This window comes from Vibrio sp. V09_P4A23P171, from assembly GCF_963875615.1.
Classification (GTDB): domain Bacteria; phylum Pseudomonadota; class Gammaproteobacteria; order Enterobacterales; family Vibrionaceae; genus Vibrio; species Vibrio anguillarum.
Genome location: NZ_CAWNMR010000013.1, coordinates 38640 through 54211, shown reverse-complemented (window position 1 = coordinate 54211; position 15572 = coordinate 38640). Strand labels below are relative to the sequence as shown.

The 15572-nt window shown below is 45.1% G+C and carries 14 protein-coding genes and 1 pseudogene; 6 read left to right on the top strand and 9 right to left on the bottom strand.

Annotation, left to right across the window (positions count from 1 at the left end):
* Together AACT23_RS06200 and tal are read right to left on the bottom strand one after the other, a co-directional pair.
* A pseudogene (locus AACT23_RS06200) lies at window positions 1–467 on the bottom strand (transketolase); the annotation flags it as partial.
* 75 nt (window positions 468–542) lie between these two features.
* Window positions 543–1493 (bottom strand): transaldolase, encoded by a 951-nt coding sequence (gene tal / locus AACT23_RS06195; RefSeq protein ID WP_026027792.1) that lies wholly within the window; start codon window positions 1491–1493, stop codon window positions 543–545.
* 455 nt (window positions 1494–1948) lie between these two features.
* Between tal and AACT23_RS06190 the strand changes: the two genes are divergently transcribed.
* Both AACT23_RS06190 and AACT23_RS06185 read left to right on the top strand, forming a co-directional pair.
* Entirely contained in the window at window positions 1949–2941 is a 993-nt protein-coding gene (locus AACT23_RS06190) for a sugar-binding transcriptional regulator (RefSeq protein WP_019283151.1), read from the top strand.
* A gap of 162 nt (window positions 2942–3103) precedes the next feature.
* The gene (locus AACT23_RS06185; protein WP_422824461.1) at window positions 3104–4384 is read left to right on the top strand and encodes a glycoside hydrolase family 18 protein; all 1281 of its coding nucleotides are present in this window, start codon (window positions 3104–3106) and stop codon (window positions 4382–4384) included.
* A gap of 55 nt (window positions 4385–4439) precedes the next feature.
* Here the strand turns inward: AACT23_RS06185 and AACT23_RS06180 are convergent, their stop codons facing one another.
* The 3 genes from AACT23_RS06180 to moeA are packed head-to-tail and all read right to left on the bottom strand — an operon-like array spanning window position 4440 to window position 7339.
* Window positions 4440–5324: a sulfurtransferase gene (locus tag AACT23_RS06180; protein WP_176428626.1), complete on the bottom strand. Its 885-nt coding sequence runs from the start codon at window positions 5322–5324 to the stop codon at window positions 4440–4442.
* Window positions 5325–5345: 21 nt separating this feature from the next.
* Window positions 5346–6095, bottom strand: coding sequence for a molybdopterin-synthase adenylyltransferase MoeB (gene moeB / locus AACT23_RS06175; protein ID WP_017045530.1), 750 nt, complete (start codon window positions 6093–6095; stop codon window positions 5346–5348).
* 8 nt (window positions 6096–6103) lie between these two features.
* Entirely contained in the window at window positions 6104–7339 is a 1236-nt protein-coding gene (gene moeA, locus AACT23_RS06170) for a molybdopterin molybdotransferase MoeA (protein ID WP_094127262.1), read from the bottom strand.
* Window positions 7340–7491: 152 nt separating this feature from the next.
* Between moeA and folE the strand changes: the two genes are divergently transcribed.
* The gene (gene folE / locus AACT23_RS06165) at window positions 7492–8145 is read left to right on the top strand and encodes a GTP cyclohydrolase I FolE (RefSeq protein WP_013867838.1); all 654 of its coding nucleotides are present in this window, start codon (window positions 7492–7494) and stop codon (window positions 8143–8145) included.
* 114 nt (window positions 8146–8259) lie between these two features.
* Here the strand turns inward: folE and msrB are convergent, their stop codons facing one another.
* The 3 genes from msrB to AACT23_RS06150 all read right to left on the bottom strand — a co-directional run bounded on the left by msrB (window position 8260) and on the right by AACT23_RS06150 (window position 11549).
* Entirely contained in the window at window positions 8260–9393 is a 1134-nt protein-coding gene (msrB, locus tag AACT23_RS06160; RefSeq protein WP_094127260.1) for a peptide-methionine (R)-S-oxide reductase MsrB, read from the bottom strand.
* A gap of 145 nt (window positions 9394–9538) precedes the next feature.
* Complete coding sequence (locus AACT23_RS06155; RefSeq protein WP_064626178.1) at window positions 9539–11287, bottom strand: formate--tetrahydrofolate ligase; 1749 nt, start codon at window positions 11285–11287, stop codon at window positions 9539–9541.
* Window positions 11288–11405: 118 nt separating this feature from the next.
* Window positions 11406–11549 (bottom strand): hypothetical protein, encoded by a 144-nt coding sequence (locus AACT23_RS06150; protein WP_013867835.1) that lies wholly within the window; start codon window positions 11547–11549, stop codon window positions 11406–11408.
* 132 nt (window positions 11550–11681) lie between these two features.
* Here AACT23_RS06150 and AACT23_RS06145 point away from each other — a divergent pair, with 132 nt between their 5' ends.
* Entirely contained in the window at window positions 11682–12416 is a 735-nt protein-coding gene (locus AACT23_RS06145) for an RNA methyltransferase (RefSeq protein WP_094127258.1), read from the top strand.
* A 127-nt stretch (window positions 12417–12543) separates the two neighbouring features.
* On the opposite strand, the gene fdxA is transcribed toward AACT23_RS06145, so the two are convergent.
* Window positions 12544–12867: a ferredoxin FdxA gene (fdxA, locus tag AACT23_RS06140; RefSeq protein WP_010318513.1), complete on the bottom strand. Its 324-nt coding sequence runs from the start codon at window positions 12865–12867 to the stop codon at window positions 12544–12546.
* Between the two features lie 213 nt (window positions 12868–13080).
* Between fdxA and AACT23_RS06135 the strand changes: the two genes are divergently transcribed.
* Both AACT23_RS06135 and yjjG read left to right on the top strand, forming a co-directional pair.
* Entirely contained in the window at window positions 13081–14700 is a 1620-nt protein-coding gene (locus AACT23_RS06135; protein WP_094127256.1) for an NAD(P)/FAD-dependent oxidoreductase, read from the top strand.
* Between the two features lie 146 nt (window positions 14701–14846).
* On the top strand, window positions 14847–15521 hold the full coding sequence (yjjG, locus tag AACT23_RS06130) for a pyrimidine 5'-nucleotidase (RefSeq protein WP_094127254.1): 675 nt from the start codon (window positions 14847–14849) through the stop codon (window positions 15519–15521).
* Window positions 15522–15572: the final 51 nt, after the last annotated feature.

The following is a 15572-nucleotide window of genomic DNA, read 5'->3' as shown; positions in this document are numbered from 1 at the left end:
CCATCACCCATGAACACATAAGTGAAGTGGTCAACGATGTCGTGACCCGGTTTGTTGAACTGCGCCGCCAGTGCTTTTTCAGCCATCGCCATGCCGACCGCATTGGTAATACCTTGGCCTAGTGGGCCCGTGGTGGTTTCAATGCCCGGCGCGTAACCGTATTCTGGGTGACCCGGTGTTTTTGAGTGCAATTGACGGAAGTTTTTCAAATCATCAATCGACAGCGCGTAACCGCTCAGGTGCAATAAAGAGTAAATCAGCATTGAGCCGTGGCCGTTTGACAGCACAAAACGGTCGCGGTCAGCCCATTGTGGGTTTTGTGGGTTATGGTTTAAGTGGCTACGCCAAAGCACTTCAGCGATATCCGCCATACCCATCGGTGCACCAGGGTGACCAGAGTTAGCTTGTTGAACACCGTCCATACTAAGAGCACGGATGGCATTGGCTAATTGTTTACGTTCCATAATAATTACCGACAAATAATAGAGTTAGAAAGGAAAGGGGAACGTTAATCGTTCCCCAAATTTTAATTCGTAAGTGGATTACAACTTGGCTGCAATCATGACTTCAAGTTTGCCTTGGTCAATGGCAAAGTTACGGATGCCTTCCGCTAATTTTTCTACGGCCATTGGGTCTTGGTTATGTTCCCATAGGAACTCTGCATGGGTCATTGCTGCAGGGCGTTCTTTGTTACCTTGAGAGTCAACCAGTTTTTCAACCACTTCACCTTCAGCTGCTTCGAGTTCTGCCAGTAAAGAAGGGGCAATAGTCAAACGATCACAGCCTGCTAGCTCTAAAATTTCACCGATATTACGGAAGCTTGCGCCCATAACGACTGTCTTGTAGCCATGTTCTTTGTAGTAATTGTAAATAGCAGTCACGGACAATACACCAGGATCTTCTTGCGGTGCAAAATCACGGCCTTCTTTGGCTTTATACCAATCCATAATGCGGCCGACGAATGGAGAAATCAGGAATACGCCTGCTTCTGCACACGCGCGTGCTTGAGCAAAGGAGAATAATAGAGTCAGGTTACAGTTGATGCCTTCTTTTTCAAGGATCTCTGCTGCGCGAATACCTTCCCAAGTTGAAGCCAGCTTGATCAAAATACGGTCGTTAGTAATGCCAGCATCGTTGTACATTTTGATCAGTTGGCGCGCTTTTGTCACGCTACCTTCCATATCATAAGAGAGGCGAGCATCGACCTCGGTAGAAATACGGCCCGGAATCGTTTTTAGGATCTCTTTACCGATATTGACAGCAAGCATGTCACAAGTATCTTGAACTTGTTGAGCCTTGTCTGAGCTCTGTGTTTTTGCGTATGCGATAGAAGCATCAATCAGTGGCGCGTATTCTGCAATTTGAGCCGCTTTAAGAATGAGAGATGGGTTAGTGGTCGCATCTTCTGGTTGGTATTTTTTGATTGCGTCAATTTCACCAGTGTCAGCAACAACAGTCGTCATTTTACGAAGTTGCTCTAATTTATTGCTCATATCGATCATCCTATTTCTTTGGGCCAAGCCAGATTTTGAGTTTGCTGGGCATTTGCAAGCGGGTTAGCAATCACATAATCATGTCTTACACATGCCAGAAAAGCTAACTCAATTATTTCCAGCGACCGAACATTTGCGTTGAACATTTGCTCGATCGTTGAGTAAATGATGTAGCCATATTTATCTTATCCACTGGGAAAGTCAATCGCTGTTCTGAGGTTATAGTGATATCAATCAACTATTTTTTTGTGAATTAATCTAAGCACTGGTAAATAAACGTTTGCTTAGATTTATCAAGGGTTGAAAGCGAACGTTACTGTGCATTGATTAGAGTGAGAAAATGTAATTTCCGTGAGCAAATGTTGCAAAGTAAATGAGGCTTAACCTATGCTAGGTCAATGAGCAAATGCTCAATTGTCGTTATTCTGCGCACAATATTGACCATGAGATCCCGTATGACCACTCCCAATCAAGACATTTCTATCGAAAATACTGACTTATTAACTGAAATTTCAGTGGCTTATTACCAAGATGGTGCAACTCAAGAAGAGATCTCGAAAAAGTTTTCTCTTTCACGAGCCAAAGTAGGGCGAATGCTTAGACAGGCACGCGATGAAGGGATTGTCGAAATTACGGTGAAATATCACCCTGTTTTTAGCGCCAAAATTGAGCAGCGACTGATTGAACGCTTTGGCGTAAAACGTGCGCTGGTTGCACTTGATCAACCTAGCGAAGAGTTGCAGCGCCAACAAGTGGCGGGGTTGGTTTCCAATTACCTGACCAGTACGCTAAAAAACGGCATGGTTGTGACCGTTGGTCAAGGCCGAAATGTATCGGCCGTTGCGCATCATATTGGCGTGATCACACCACGAGAGTGTAAGTTTGTCTGTAGTATTGGTGGCATTCACCCAAGAGGTGGGATGTTTAATGCGGATCATATCTGTCGGCAACTGGCCAAAAAATACGGTGGAAGCTCTGAAACGCTTTATGCGCCTGCCTATGCTGAAAATCGCGAACAAAAATTGGCGTTTATGCAAAATGCAACCGTCAAACAAACCTTAGATTTAGCACGTAAGGCAGACATTGCGTTAGTGGGTATTGGGGATATGAGTGAAAACAGCTACATGGTCGATCTCGGTTGGTTTACCGCCGATGAAGTGGTGCAGTCGCGTTTACAGCAAGGTGTGGTGGGGGATTTCGCTGGTTATGATTTTTTTGATATCCACGGTAAAGCTGCCAATACGGTGATGAGCGATCGTGTTATTGGGTTAGGGATTGACGAATTTCGACCGATTGCTGAGGTGATCGCTATCGCGGCTGAAAACAGCAAACCTTTAGCGCTGCTTGGGGCGCTACGCACCGGTGCAATTGATGTGATTGCCACCAGCGTAAGCAACGCGTTAACGGTATTGAATTTAGATGAGCAGATACAAACCGTCATTGGTTAGTGGATTCAGGTTAGTGAATTTAGGCTCATAAATTAATCTGCAATAACTGTAACGTGATTTTAAGATCTGAGTTTGGCTCGCATTGGCTGATTATTTTTAAACTTAAAATATATTTCTCTGCTGTATTGACGCAAACCCAAGGAGAAACTTATGAACAAGTTGATGATCGCCCTTCTCGTTGTTGCGTCATTTAACGCCGCTGCAGAGACAACCAAACCCGTCGTGGCGGGCTACTTTGCTGATTGGCAATATGAAAATGAGCAAAACCCCTACACCGTTAAAGATATTCCAGCAGAGAACTTGACTCATGTTATTTACGCCTTTTTGAGTATGTGTGGCCCCCATTCTGGAGCCAGTGAAACCGTACAAAAGCAAATCGCTAAGCAATGTGAAGGAAAAGCACCATTTAGTGCGATTGTTGTTGATACTAAATCCGCACTAGAAAAAGAGTTTGGCGTAGTCAATGTACCAGTTCCTTACAAAGGTCACTTCGCTCAACTTGCACAAATGAAGAAAGACTATCCGACGCTTAAGATTCTGCCTTCATTTGGCGGCTGGACAATGTCTGAACCGTTCCACGCAATGATAAAAGATCCTGCTACGATCAAGCATTTTTCCAAAACAGCGGTTGAACTTATAGAGCAGTACGCCTTTTTTGACGGTATCGATATCGATTGGGAATATCCGGGTGGTGGCGGTTTAACTACTTCGCCTTGGAATCCGGATACGAAATTAACCGACGAACAAAAAGAAGCAGAAAAACAGGCCTATACCGAGCTGATGAAAACATTACGTGCTGATTTGGATGCGTTGAGTAAAAAGACGGCTCGCCACTATGAACTTTCTACTGCTGTTGGTGTTGGAGCGAAAGCGGCTCAGATAGATTGGCCCGCCGTATCCCCTTATTTAACCAATATGTTTGCGATGACTTATGATTTTCTGGGTGGTTGGGGAACGCAAACGGGCCATTTAACCAATTTACATGCGACGGATCGCAGTTGGTGGGGAATGGGAGCCGATGTGTTTATCAATCAAATGATCGAATTGGGTATACCAAGCGAGAAATTGGTTATCGGCGCGGCGTTTTATGGACGTGGTTGGCAAGGCACTCAAGATTATGAGGGTGGTTTGCCTACGGCTGATCTCGTGTCTGAGCAGGGAGCGCCGTTTGGGACCGGTGAAAATGGCTATTTCATGTTCTGGGATTTGATGAAAAATTATCGCGCGGCACAAGGGTATCAATATGGTTACGATCAAGAATCGCAAGCACCATATTTATGGAATGCAGAAAAGAAAGTATTTATCTCGTATGAAGATGAACGTTCAGTGCGCGCCAAAGCCAAATGGGCAAAATCAGCGAAGCTAGGGGGAATTTTTACATGGGAACTTTCAGGTGATCCTTCAAATGAATTGATCAAAGCAATGGCTGATGAGTTGAAATAGCACGCTTTGTAAAACATGATCAAATCCCCACAATGATGGGGATTTGATTCAGAGACTAAAGCTCAATAGGCAGCTCAGTGCGCTGCCCCCATTCTGTCCACGAACCATCGTAAACGCACAGTTTTTCGTAGCCGCAAATTTGCGCAGCCAGCAGCACAATGCAGGCGGTTACGCCTGAGCCACAACTGAAAATGTATTGCTCTTTTCCAGCAGTCAGCGTTGCTTGCATAATAGGTTGTAGATCTTGCGGTGATTTAAGCTTATGCCCATTCATCAACTCTGTAAAAGGTAAGCAAATAGAGTGAGGAATATGGCCGCTACGTACGCCTTCTCTTGGTTCTTTTATTTGACCCAAAAAACGAGCTTGTGAACGGGCATCAACAGTTAAGCTCTCTGGGTTCTCTATTTGTGCAAGCACATAGTCTGCGTTCACAAAATAGCGAGGATCGAGCGTGCCATGGAAGTTTCCGTGTTTAAAGGCATGTGTGTACTCTTTTACAACGGGTAAACCTTGGCGTTTCCATTCGGTTAATCCACCATCAAGAACGTATACCGACGCATGTCCCATCGCTTTGAGCATCCACCATGCCCTCGGTGATGCAAACGTCCCGCTATTGTCATAGACAACGACGATCGAATCGTGGTTTAAACCGATCGATTGTGCTAATTGGTTAAAGCGATCTTCACTAGGCATCATATGAGGTAGTGGCGATTGTAGGTCACAAAATTCACCATCATAATCAAAGCGGCGAGCGCCGGGAATGTTATGCAGAGTATCTTTCTCAGTTTCACTGGGAATTTGGAATTCAATACTGCAATCAAGAATAACGGTGCGCGGGTCGCCTAACTTTTGTGCTAGCCATTGGGGGGAGACGAGTGGTGACATGAGTTTAACTCTCCTATTGTGTGGGCTGATGCGGTGGACGAACGAGAAAGACATTATTGAGTCTTTGTCGTTCATTTACTGGCAAGTCTGGCAGTGAGCGAGTTTGATTAAGTTCATTTCTCTCCACGTCATTGAAAGAGCGTCCAACATCAAAATTTTGCCTTGTTTTACCTGCCCATATTGAGCGATCACTTTGATCGCTTCCATCGCTTGTACCGCGCCAATAATCCCGACGACAGGGGCCATTACGCCCGCTTCGACGCAAGTGAGTACGTTACTACCAAAAAGAGCGCTTAAACATTGGTAACAGGGCTCGTCTGGGTGCTGATACATAAACACGCTGACTTGCCCTTCCATACGAATCGCGGCACCAGATACCAGTGGTGTTTTAGTTTGAAAGCAGATTTTATTCAATTGGTTACGAGTATCAAGGTTATCTGATGCATCCAGCACCAAAGAATGCTGTTCAATTAATGCTTTCAATTGTGCATCTTCAAGGCGTTGATCAACGGTATTTACCGTTAAATACGGGTTAAGCATACGCAGTGACTCTGCCGCTGAGTCCACTTTTTTACGTCCAATATCGGCATCGCTATGCAGCACTTGGCGCTGTAAATTAGAGAGCTCAACCACATCATCATCGATGAGCGTGAGTGAACCAACACCTGCCGTGGCAAGATATTGGCTTGCAGCGCAGCCCAATCCTCCTGCGCCAAGAATTAAAATAGAGCTTTGTTTAAGTGCTTCTTGTCCTTCAAAATCAAACTGTTTGAGAATGATTTGTCGGTTGTAGCGCAGTAGCTCTTGATCAGATAGGATCTCCATAGTGATCCTTAGTACAAGCTGGGATTAAAAAGTTGGATATTGACGGTTTCGCCCACTTCCACTCGGCCACGATCTTGCTCTAACACCACAAAACAGTTGGCGAGGCTCATCGAACGAAATGCTCCCGAACTTTGATTTCCGGTAGTTTCAACAACAAACTGGCCATTTTCAATTGTGTAAATACCGCGTTGGTAGTCAGTACGGCCCGGTGATTTTTTAAAGGCATTTTTAGTGATGGCTGGAATGGACTCCGGTGCTTTCCACTGAGTGTGTCCAGCCAATTTAGCCAGCATAGGTTGCACCAAGACGTATAGGGTTAATACGGCTGAGACGGGGTTGCCAGGTAAGCCACAGAACCAAGCATGATCTAATGTTCCAAATGCAAACGGTTTGCCCGGTTTTATTGCCAGTTTCCAAAAACCGATTTCTCCGAGTTCTTGCAAAATATCTTTGGTATAGTCAGCTTCGCCTACACTTACGCCGCCAGAAGTAATAACCACATCGGCCAAATGTTGAGCTTTATCAAAGGTAGCTTTTAAAGTGGCAGGGCAATCAGCAATGATCCCAAGATCAATCGCTTCACAACCAAAATTCTCAATTAATGGTTTAATGCCATAACGATTGCTGTCATAGATTTGCCCCTCAGCAAGAGGTTCACCGAGTGGTTTTAGCTCATCTCCAGTTGAGAAAAAGGCCACTTTGGGTTTACGAAAAACGGTCACATGGCTGATGCCGAGTGTGGCAATCATTGGGATATCACGCGAAGTCAAGCGAGCCCCTTTATGTAGCACTACATCGCCTTGTTTGATGTCATCACCAGTGGGGCGAATATTTTGCTGAGGCTTCGCATTCGGCTGTAGAAAGCAGATACCATTTTCGTTTTCGGTCGTTTGCTCTTGCATGATCACCGCGTCGCAACCAGCTGGAATTTTCGCGCCAGTCATAATTCTCACGCAACTGTTGGCTGGCCACGGCCCTTCAAATGGAAGACCGGCAAAAGATTTGCCAGCCAGCGGCAGGGTGGTTGACTGTTGCAGATCAGCTAATCGAATAGCGTATCCATCCATCGCTGAGTTATCGAAAGGCGGCACAAAAATGGGTGAGAGTAACTCTTCAGCCAACACATAGCCTAATGCGTCGGCTAGCGGTAGTTTCAGCGTCGTTTGGATGGGTTTGATATTCGCTAACATTGTCTCTAACGCTCGTTCGATAGGCATTAAGCCCGGTGAATCACAACAGCCCATGGTCGGTTCCTATAGCTTTTTTCTTTGCGAGGACTTTATCATACATTGCTTACGGGCAATAATGACCATCCTTAAAATATGGATGTAATTATTCAAAATTCCGAGTATCCTTGTCTGCCATCCGAAAGGGGTAAAAAGTAAGAGGAATCGGAATGCTAGGTCTTAGCGAATCAGCAAAGTTGGTCAAAGATGCGCTAGAGAGCCGAGGTTTGGAAACGCCTATGCGTCCAAATGAGGTTACTCGTGAAGAAAAGAAAGAAAAAATCGAACACCATATGCGTGAGATCCTCACATTACTCGGTCTTGACTTGACCGACGACAGTTTAGAAGAGACACCCCATCGAATTGCGAAAATGTATGTGGATGAAGTGTTTTCTGGCCTTGATTATCAAAACTTCCCCAAAATTACTGTGATCGAAAACAAGATGAACGTCAGTGAAATGGTGCGCGTAAAAGAGATTACCGTAACCAGTACCTGTGAGCATCACCTAGTGACTATCGATGGTAAAGCCGCGGTGGCGTATATCCCAAGAGGCAAGATAATTGGTCTTTCTAAGATTAACCGTATTGTACGTTTTTTTGCTCAGCGCCCCCAAGTTCAAGAGCGAATGACACAGCAGATTCTGGTGGCTTTGCAAACCTTACTCGGTTCAGACGATGTCGCAGTCACTATTGATGCCACTCATTACTGCGTTAAGTCACGTGGTGTTATGGATGCGACCAGTGAAACGACCACCACAGCATTAGGCGGTATTTTTAAATCTAACCCTGCCACCCGCGCCGAATTTTTCCATGGTTTACATTAATCGAATCTCAGTTGAGTCCATCGATTAACGTTGATCAATTAAAAAAGCCCTCGCAAGTGAAGTCGAGGGCTTTTTCGTTTTACCACGCACGCCTTATTGAAACAGAACCAAATTTTATTTAAACAGAACCAAGTACTCGCCATAGCCTTCAGCTTGCATCGCCTCTTTTGGTACAAATCGCATCGCGGCAGAGTTCATGCAGTAGCGTAAGCCGGTTGGTGCTGGTCCATCCTCAAAGACATGGCCTAGGTGAGAATCTGCAAAACGGCTGCGCACTTCGGTTCTGGTATAAAAAAGCCGAGAATCGCTTTTGGTCGCAATATACGCTTCATTAATTGGCCGAGTAAAACTGGGCCAGCCTGTACCAGAACGGTATTTGTCGGTAGAAGAGAATAATGGCTCTCCGCTGACCACATCGACATAAATACCATCGGCTTTGTTATCCCAATACTCATTGTTAAATGCGCGTTCAGTACCTTCTTCTTGCGTCACGTAATATTGCAAATCAGTCAATTTGGCGCGTATTTCTTCATTCGAAGGTTTGGAGTATGCCTTAACGTTGTTTTGCATTTTTTGCGCTTCGATCAATTGACGTAAGGTTTTTGGATGCTCATTACGATCTTTACCGAAGATGGTATCAAGATATTGGTCACGTCCGGAAGCATGACGATAGTAGGTGTAACGTACTTTGCTCTTTTTATAAAAGTCTTGGTGGTACTCTTCAGCAGGCCAAAATTGGCTATATTGAATAAGCTCTGTTTTGAGCGGCTTTTTGAAGATCCCTAGCGCATCGATTTCTTGCATAAAACGCTGCGCGGTCTGCTTTTGTTCACTGTTGTGATAAAAAATGGCAGGCCGATACTGTGGGCCTCTATCAACAAACGAGCCTTGATCATCCGTCGGATCAATGTGGCGGAAAAAATGATCCAATACATTTTCGTAGCTGACAACTTGCGGATCAAAGGTCACTTGAATCACTTCAATGTGGCCCGATTTTCCTGATGAGACTTGTTTATAGGTAGGGTTTTCAAGGCTGCCACCCGCATAACCAGAGACAACGCTAATGACACCGTTGAGTTTTTCAAGATCAGATTCTGTACACCAAAAACAGCCCCCAGCTAATGTCGCGATTTGCTGATTACCAATGCTGGGCATGGCTTTAGGCTGACTTTCTGCTTGGCTAAATAGCGAAAACAGAATAGGCACAATAAGCGCTATTGAGAATATAAAGGGAGTAAAACGTTTCATAACCGACCTTACTTATTTTTTATTGATACTGGTAAAGAACGGTGAAAAGCGCAAAAAATTACAGAGAAAGAAAACAAATAGCGTGAAGAAAACCTTTCTGAGCCCGAAGATTTGTGCTCAGAAAGGTTAATTTCGAACAATAATATCAGGTTAGGCCGATAATATTTCCTTTAGAATCAATATCTAAATACATGAAGGCGGGTTTTTCAGGAAGACCCGGCATGGTCATCACGTTGCCGCATAGCGCATAGATAAAGCCAGCACCCGCACAGAGCTTTAATTCGCGAATCGGTACATCAAAACCTTTTGGTGCACCTTTAATCGCAGCGTTGGTTGAAATTGAAAGCGGCGTCTTCGCCAAACAGACAGCAAGCTTCCCGTAACCTTGCTCTTGCATGTTGTGCATTTGACGTCGTGCTTTATCACTAAAAGTAACGCTTGCCGCGCCATAGCCCTTTTTCGCCACGGCGTTGATCTTATCTTCGATCGTCTGCTGTGCTTGGTATAACGGTGTGAACGTACTCACTTTTTGACACTGCTTAATGACTTTGGAAGCAAGCTCAGTCGTCCCTTCGCCTCCAAGAGCAAAACCTTCACTCAGTGCTACCTCCACCTGATAAGGTAGTGCGTGAATCATCATGGCGAGCTGCTCAAGCTCTTCTTGGCTGTCTTGTGGAAAGCGGTTAATGGCAACCACGGCGGGTATTCCATACTTACTCACATTTTCAATATGCCATTTGAGATTTTCAAAACCGGACACCAACGCGGCATGGTCTGGCTGAAATAGAGTGTCGGGAACTGGCTGGCCGGGACGCAATTCATACAGACCAGAGTTCGCTTTTAAGCCGCGAAGTGTGGTGACGATAACGGCGCAATCTGGCGCTTTCCCAGATGTCGCGGCTTTAATATTGCACGCCTTTTCAAATCCCATATCAGAGCCAAAGCCGCCTTCTGTTACAGTAAATTCGGCTAACCTTGTGGCGATGTCATCGGCGATAATAGAAGAGTTACCGTGCGCGATATTGGCAAAAGGCCCGGCGTGAATCAGTGTCGGTACGCCTTCTAACGTTTGCATTAATGTAGGTTCAATCGCCTCTTTCATACTGACAGCCATCGCCCCAGCGACTTGCAAATCTTCAGTGGTAATCGGTGTACCGTGGTGGCTATAGGCGACGACAATCCGCCCAATCCGTTGACGCAGATCGTTTAAGTTTTTGGCTAATGCAAGAATCGCCATCAGCTCAGAAGCCGCTGAAATATCAAAACCATCTTCACGCTCAAAGCCATTGATTGATTTATCCGTTTCATTTCGGCCAACGGTAACCATGCGCAATGCGCGATCGTTGTGATCCATCACTCGCTTCCAAACCACATTATTCGGGTCGATACGCAGTGCTTTCATTGCGGTGCGTTGCTCGAAATCGTCATAACCAAGGCGCTGTTCGTGATAGATCCGGGCATCTATCGCCGCTGCCGCTAGGTTATGCGCCGCTGTGACGGCGTGGATATCGCCAGTGAGATGCAAATTGAGCTCTTCCATTGGTGCCACTTGTGAATAACCGCCGCCAGCGGCTCCGCCCTTAACACCAAAGATTGGTCCCATTGAGGGTTGACGAATACATGCCATCACCGAATGCCCCAATTTTGCCATTCCTTGTGATAGGCCGATGGTCGTGACGGTTTTTCCTTCCCCTAATGGCGTTGGGGTAATGGCAGTCACAAGGATTAACTTTCCAACCGTTTGTGTTTGCAAACGTTCAAGGCAACTTAATGAAATTTTGGCCTTAAAGCGGCCTTGGCTGTGGAATTCGCTGGCGGTGAATCCTGCTTTGTTAGCGATAGCCTCTATGGAGGTTAATGAAGTGGCGCGGCAAATTTCAATATCAGGCAGCATAAAACCCTCATTATTTAGTATTGTACGGGTTGGGAAAACGTTTGCGTCGCGATAATAACGTCAAAAAATGGGTTGTAAAGTTATTTAATGAGTGGATTATAAACTAATGTCTGAGCTTTTAGCTCGATTCTTCGTTCTCTTTTGTGTCATTGTCGTTGGGCTCTTTATGATGATCATCTTCAAGTTGATCACTATCTTGTTGATCATAATGCTTGACGACAAAGGGGGTTAACATAACGGAAGAGGGAAGAAAACGTTTCATATGGATTTCCTTGTTTGTTAGTAACTGAACATATGGTATTGAAACTCGACTTACACTGCTTTAGCTCTGACGGCCTTTACTCTATAATGCGGCGTTTTTACTAGGCCAACCTTACCTCACTGCGGATATTTTATGATTTCAAAAAACCAACTGAAACTACTTCGTGCTTTAGGCCAAAAGAAACAGCGCAAAGCTCATGGCCTGTTTTTAGTGCAAGGCGAAAAGAACGTGTTGGAATTGATTAACAGCCAACTGACGGTGAAGCAGGTTTTTGCCACTGCGGAGTTTATCGCACAAAACCGCGTTGAGCTTAGTGTTTTTGAATGCATTGAGGCCACATTAGATGACTTAACCAAAGCCAGCACCTTGGTGAGCAATAATGCGGCAATCGCCGTCGTTGAGATCCCCGAAGTGACGGTGCCTGAAGCGAAAGGATTGATGATCGCTCTCGATGGTGTTTCTGACCCCGGTAATTTAGGGACGATTATCCGTGTTGCTGATTGGTATGGCATTAAACACATTGTCGCTAGCCACGATTGCGCCGATCCATACAATCCAAAGACCATCAGTGCCACCATGGGTAGCTTTGGGCGTGTTACGGTGAGCCAAGTGGATTTGGGTGCGTATTTACAGAGTTCAAATCTACCTGTTTATGGGGCTTTTTTAGAAGGTGAGAGCGTACATCATACGAAATTTGCAGCTGAAGGGATTTTATTGATGGGCAGTGAATCGCATGGTATTCGTGCCGAAGCGGCTCAATATGTTACCGACAAAATCACCATTCCCGCCTTCGGGGGAGCTGAGTCACTTAACGTAGCAATGGCTACGGGTATTATTTTGGATAACCTGCGCCGCCAACATCACTAGATCAAACTAAGATCACTCGGTCAATAAGTAAAGCTTAAAAGTTGTTGCTTTGGATTGTCGTCAAAAAGCGTGATAACGGATGCCGTGTTTGCGCTTTTTTTATAACGCTAGTTATAAGAAGAAAAGACTACTTCTCTAACATCCCCAGTTTGTTTGGCACGCCATTCCATTTTTCAGCATCATCCATGGCTGGTTTGACTTCGGTTTGCACCGGCCATATATCGGCAAGCTCAGCATTGAGTTCGATGTAAATCTTCTGATCTTCTGGGAGTTCATCTTCTTGAAAGATAGCTTGAGCTGCACATTCAGGAACACATAAACCGCAATCAATGCATTCAATAGGGTTGATCACCATAAAATTGGGGCCTTCGTGAAAGGCATCTGCAGGGCATACCGCGACACAGTCAGTAAATTTACATTGGATGCAATTATCCGTTACGACAAACGCCATGATGATCAGCTCTTAGTTAGTCAAAAATGAAGAATGGGGATAATACGCATCCCAAGTTAAATTTCAACATCCAACGCTATGAATATCTAGTGTAACGTGTGATGAATTCGGGATTTAGTATGACAGATAACGCCATTTCCCGTAAAATGCGCGCCATTGTGAGCGGGCCGCTTGCGGCTTTGGCTAAGACACCGACTAAAACGAGACACCGACATGATACGTTTAACCGAAATTAAACTTCCTTTGGACCACGAGGAGGGGGCAATTTTTGCTGCTATTACTGAAAAACTTGGTATTGCTGATGAACAAGTTCTTTCATTCAATATGTTTAAACGTGGCTACGATGCTCGTAAGAAAACGAAAATCATGCTGATTTACACGCTAGATGTGAGCGTGGAGAATGAAACAGAGTTGCTTGCTCAGTTTGCTGATGATCCGCATGTGAAAGTGACGCCGGATATGGAGTACAAATTCGTTGCTCAAGCGCCAGCGAATCTTACTGATCGCCCAGTGGTGATAGGCTTTGGCCCTTGTGGTCTATTCGCAGGACTGATTCTTGCTCAAATGGGGTTTAACCCAATCATTGTCGAGCGTGGTAAAGAAGTGCGCGAACGCACCAAAGATACCTTTGGTTTTTGGCGTAAACGTACATTGAATACTGAATCTAACGTGCAGTTTGGCGAAGGTGGAGCGGGAACTTTTTCTGATGGAAAACTCTATAGCCAAGTGAAAGATCCTAACTTCTATGGTCGTAAGGTCACTACAGAATTTGTCGCTGCGGGCGCACCTGCTGAAATCATGTACGTGAGCAAACCGCACATTGGCACGTTCAAATTGGTGACCATGATTGAAAAAATGCGTGCCAAAATCATCGAATTAGGCGGTGAAATTCGTTTTAGTACTCGTGTTGATGACATTCACATCGAAGAAGGGCAAATTACCGGGCTTACGCTGTCAAATGGTGAGGAAATTAAAACGCGTCATGTTGTCCTTGCGGTCGGCCATAGCGCACGTGATACCTTTGAAATGCTGAATGAACGTGGAGTTTATATGGAAGCCAAACCCTTTTCAGTAGGGTTCCGTATTGAACATAAACAATCAATGATTGATGAAGCGCGTTTTGGTTCGAATGCGGGTAACCCCATTCTTGGCGCGGCGGACTACAAATTGGTTCACCACTGTAAGAATGGCCGCACTGTTTATAGCTTCTGCATGTGCCCCGGTGGCACGGTAGTGGCGGCTACTTCTGAAGAGGGGCGCGTTGTGACCAATGGCATGAGCCAATATTCTCGCGCAGAACGTAATGCTAACAGTGCGATTGTTGTGGGTATTGATCCTGAACGTGATTATCCCGGTGATCCGCTAGCGGGCGTGCGCTTCCAACGTGAGCTTGAATCAAGAGCTTATCAACTTGGCGGCGAAAACTACGATGCGCCAGCACAAAAAATTGGTGACTTTTTACAAGGTCGTGATCCGAGTGCGTTAGGTGATGTCGAACCCTCTTTTACACCCGGCATCAAGTTGACAGATATTTCAAAAGCGTTGCCTGATTTTGCCATTGAAGCCATTCGTGAAGCGATCCCTGCGTTTGATAAGCAGATCAAAGGATTTGCCTCTGAGGATGGTTTGTTAACTGGAGTAGAAACTCGCACGTCATCACCTATTTGCATTAAACGGGGTAAAGATTTCCAAAGCATCAACCTGAAAGGCTTTTATCCGGCAGGTGAAGGTGCAGGTTATGCTGGCGGGATTTTATCAGCAGGCATTGATGGTATTAAAGCGGCCGAAGCATTGGCGCTTTCTATGGTTAACGAAGCTGAAAAAGCATCATAATTTGCAATATTAAGCATAAGAAAAGGTTTTTTATTACAGGGACGATTAGATTCGTTATCGCATTGAATTTTAAAAGTTTCTTCTGATAGAGATTATCATTTAACTAAAAACAATCTAAACTAGCCCGAACATTATGAGGAGAGATCATGAAGTACGACTGGATTTTATTTGACGCTGACGAGACCTTGTTTCATTTTGATGCTTTCAAAGGTATGCAGCTGATGTTTGAGCGCAAAGGAGTGTTGTTTACTGAACAAGATTTTGCGCAGTACCAAGAAGTTAATAAACCACTGTGGGTCGATTACCAAAATGGTGATATCACGGCGGCGCAGTTGAAGCATACTCGTTTTGCAGAGTGGGCAGAAAAGCTCGCGACGACAACCACGGAATTAAACAGCGCATTTCTTGAAGCCATGGCTGATATCTGCACTCCACTACCAGGAGCAAAAGAGTTATTGGATGCCCTTACAGGTCGAGCGAAACTTGGCATCATTACTAATGGTTTTACCGAACTTCAAGCGATTCGTTTGCAAAGAACGGGGATGAGTGAATACTTTGACTACGTGATTATTTCAGAAGAGGTTGGTGTAGCGAAACCCGATCACGGGATTTTTGCCTACGCGTTAGACAAAATGGGCAACCCTGCTAAAAATCGTGTATTGATGGTAGGAGATAACCCGCATTCCGATATTCTAGGTGGCTTAAATTTTGGTATTGAAACCTGTTGGCTAAACTCTACTGGCGCAAGTGCTGTTGATGGCATTGAGCCACACTACCATGTGCGTTCATTGCACGAGCTTAAAGATATTTTGGTCGCATAATTATTCACAATGGTGTGGTTTGGGGTGTGGAGTGATGATATCGACCTCCAC

Excerpts from the sequence above, each read along its gene's own strand:
- folE (WP_013867838.1), top strand. The coding sequence starts at position 7,492 with ATGCTAGGTCTTAGCGAATCAGCAAAGTTGGTCAAAGATGCGCTAGAG.
- AACT23_RS06145 (WP_094127258.1), top strand. The coding sequence starts at position 11,682 with ATGATTTCAAAAAACCAACTGAAACTACTTCGTGCTTTAGGCCAAAAG.
- AACT23_RS06150 (WP_013867835.1), bottom strand. The coding sequence starts at position 11,549 with ATGAAACGTTTTCTTCCCTCTTCCGTTATGTTAACCCCCTTTGTCGTC.
- AACT23_RS06135 (WP_094127256.1), top strand. The coding sequence starts at position 13,081 with ATGATACGTTTAACCGAAATTAAACTTCCTTTGGACCACGAGGAGGGG.
- msrB (WP_094127260.1), bottom strand. The coding sequence starts at position 9,393 with ATGAAACGTTTTACTCCCTTTATATTCTCAATAGCGCTTATTGTGCCT.
- fdxA (WP_010318513.1), bottom strand. The coding sequence starts at position 12,867 with ATGGCGTTTGTCGTAACGGATAATTGCATCCAATGTAAATTTACTGAC.
- moeA (WP_094127262.1), bottom strand. The coding sequence starts at position 7,339 with ATGGGCTGTTGTGATTCACCGGGCTTAATGCCTATCGAACGAGCGTTA.
- AACT23_RS06190 (WP_019283151.1), top strand. The coding sequence starts at position 1,949 with ATGACCACTCCCAATCAAGACATTTCTATCGAAAATACTGACTTATTA.
- moeB (WP_017045530.1), bottom strand. The coding sequence starts at position 6,095 with ATGGAGATCCTATCTGATCAAGAGCTACTGCGCTACAACCGACAAATC.
- AACT23_RS06155 (WP_064626178.1), bottom strand. The coding sequence starts at position 11,287 with ATGCTGCCTGATATTGAAATTTGCCGCGCCACTTCATTAACCTCCATA.
- AACT23_RS06180 (WP_176428626.1), bottom strand. The coding sequence starts at position 5,324 with ATGTCTTTCTCGTTCGTCCACCGCATCAGCCCACACAATAGGAGAGTT.
- yjjG (WP_094127254.1), top strand. The coding sequence starts at position 14,847 with ATGAAGTACGACTGGATTTTATTTGACGCTGACGAGACCTTGTTTCAT.
- AACT23_RS06185 (WP_422824461.1), top strand. The coding sequence starts at position 3,104 with ATGATCGCCCTTCTCGTTGTTGCGTCATTTAACGCCGCTGCAGAGACA.
- tal (WP_026027792.1), bottom strand. The coding sequence starts at position 1,493 with ATGAGCAATAAATTAGAGCAACTTCGTAAAATGACGACTGTTGTTGCT.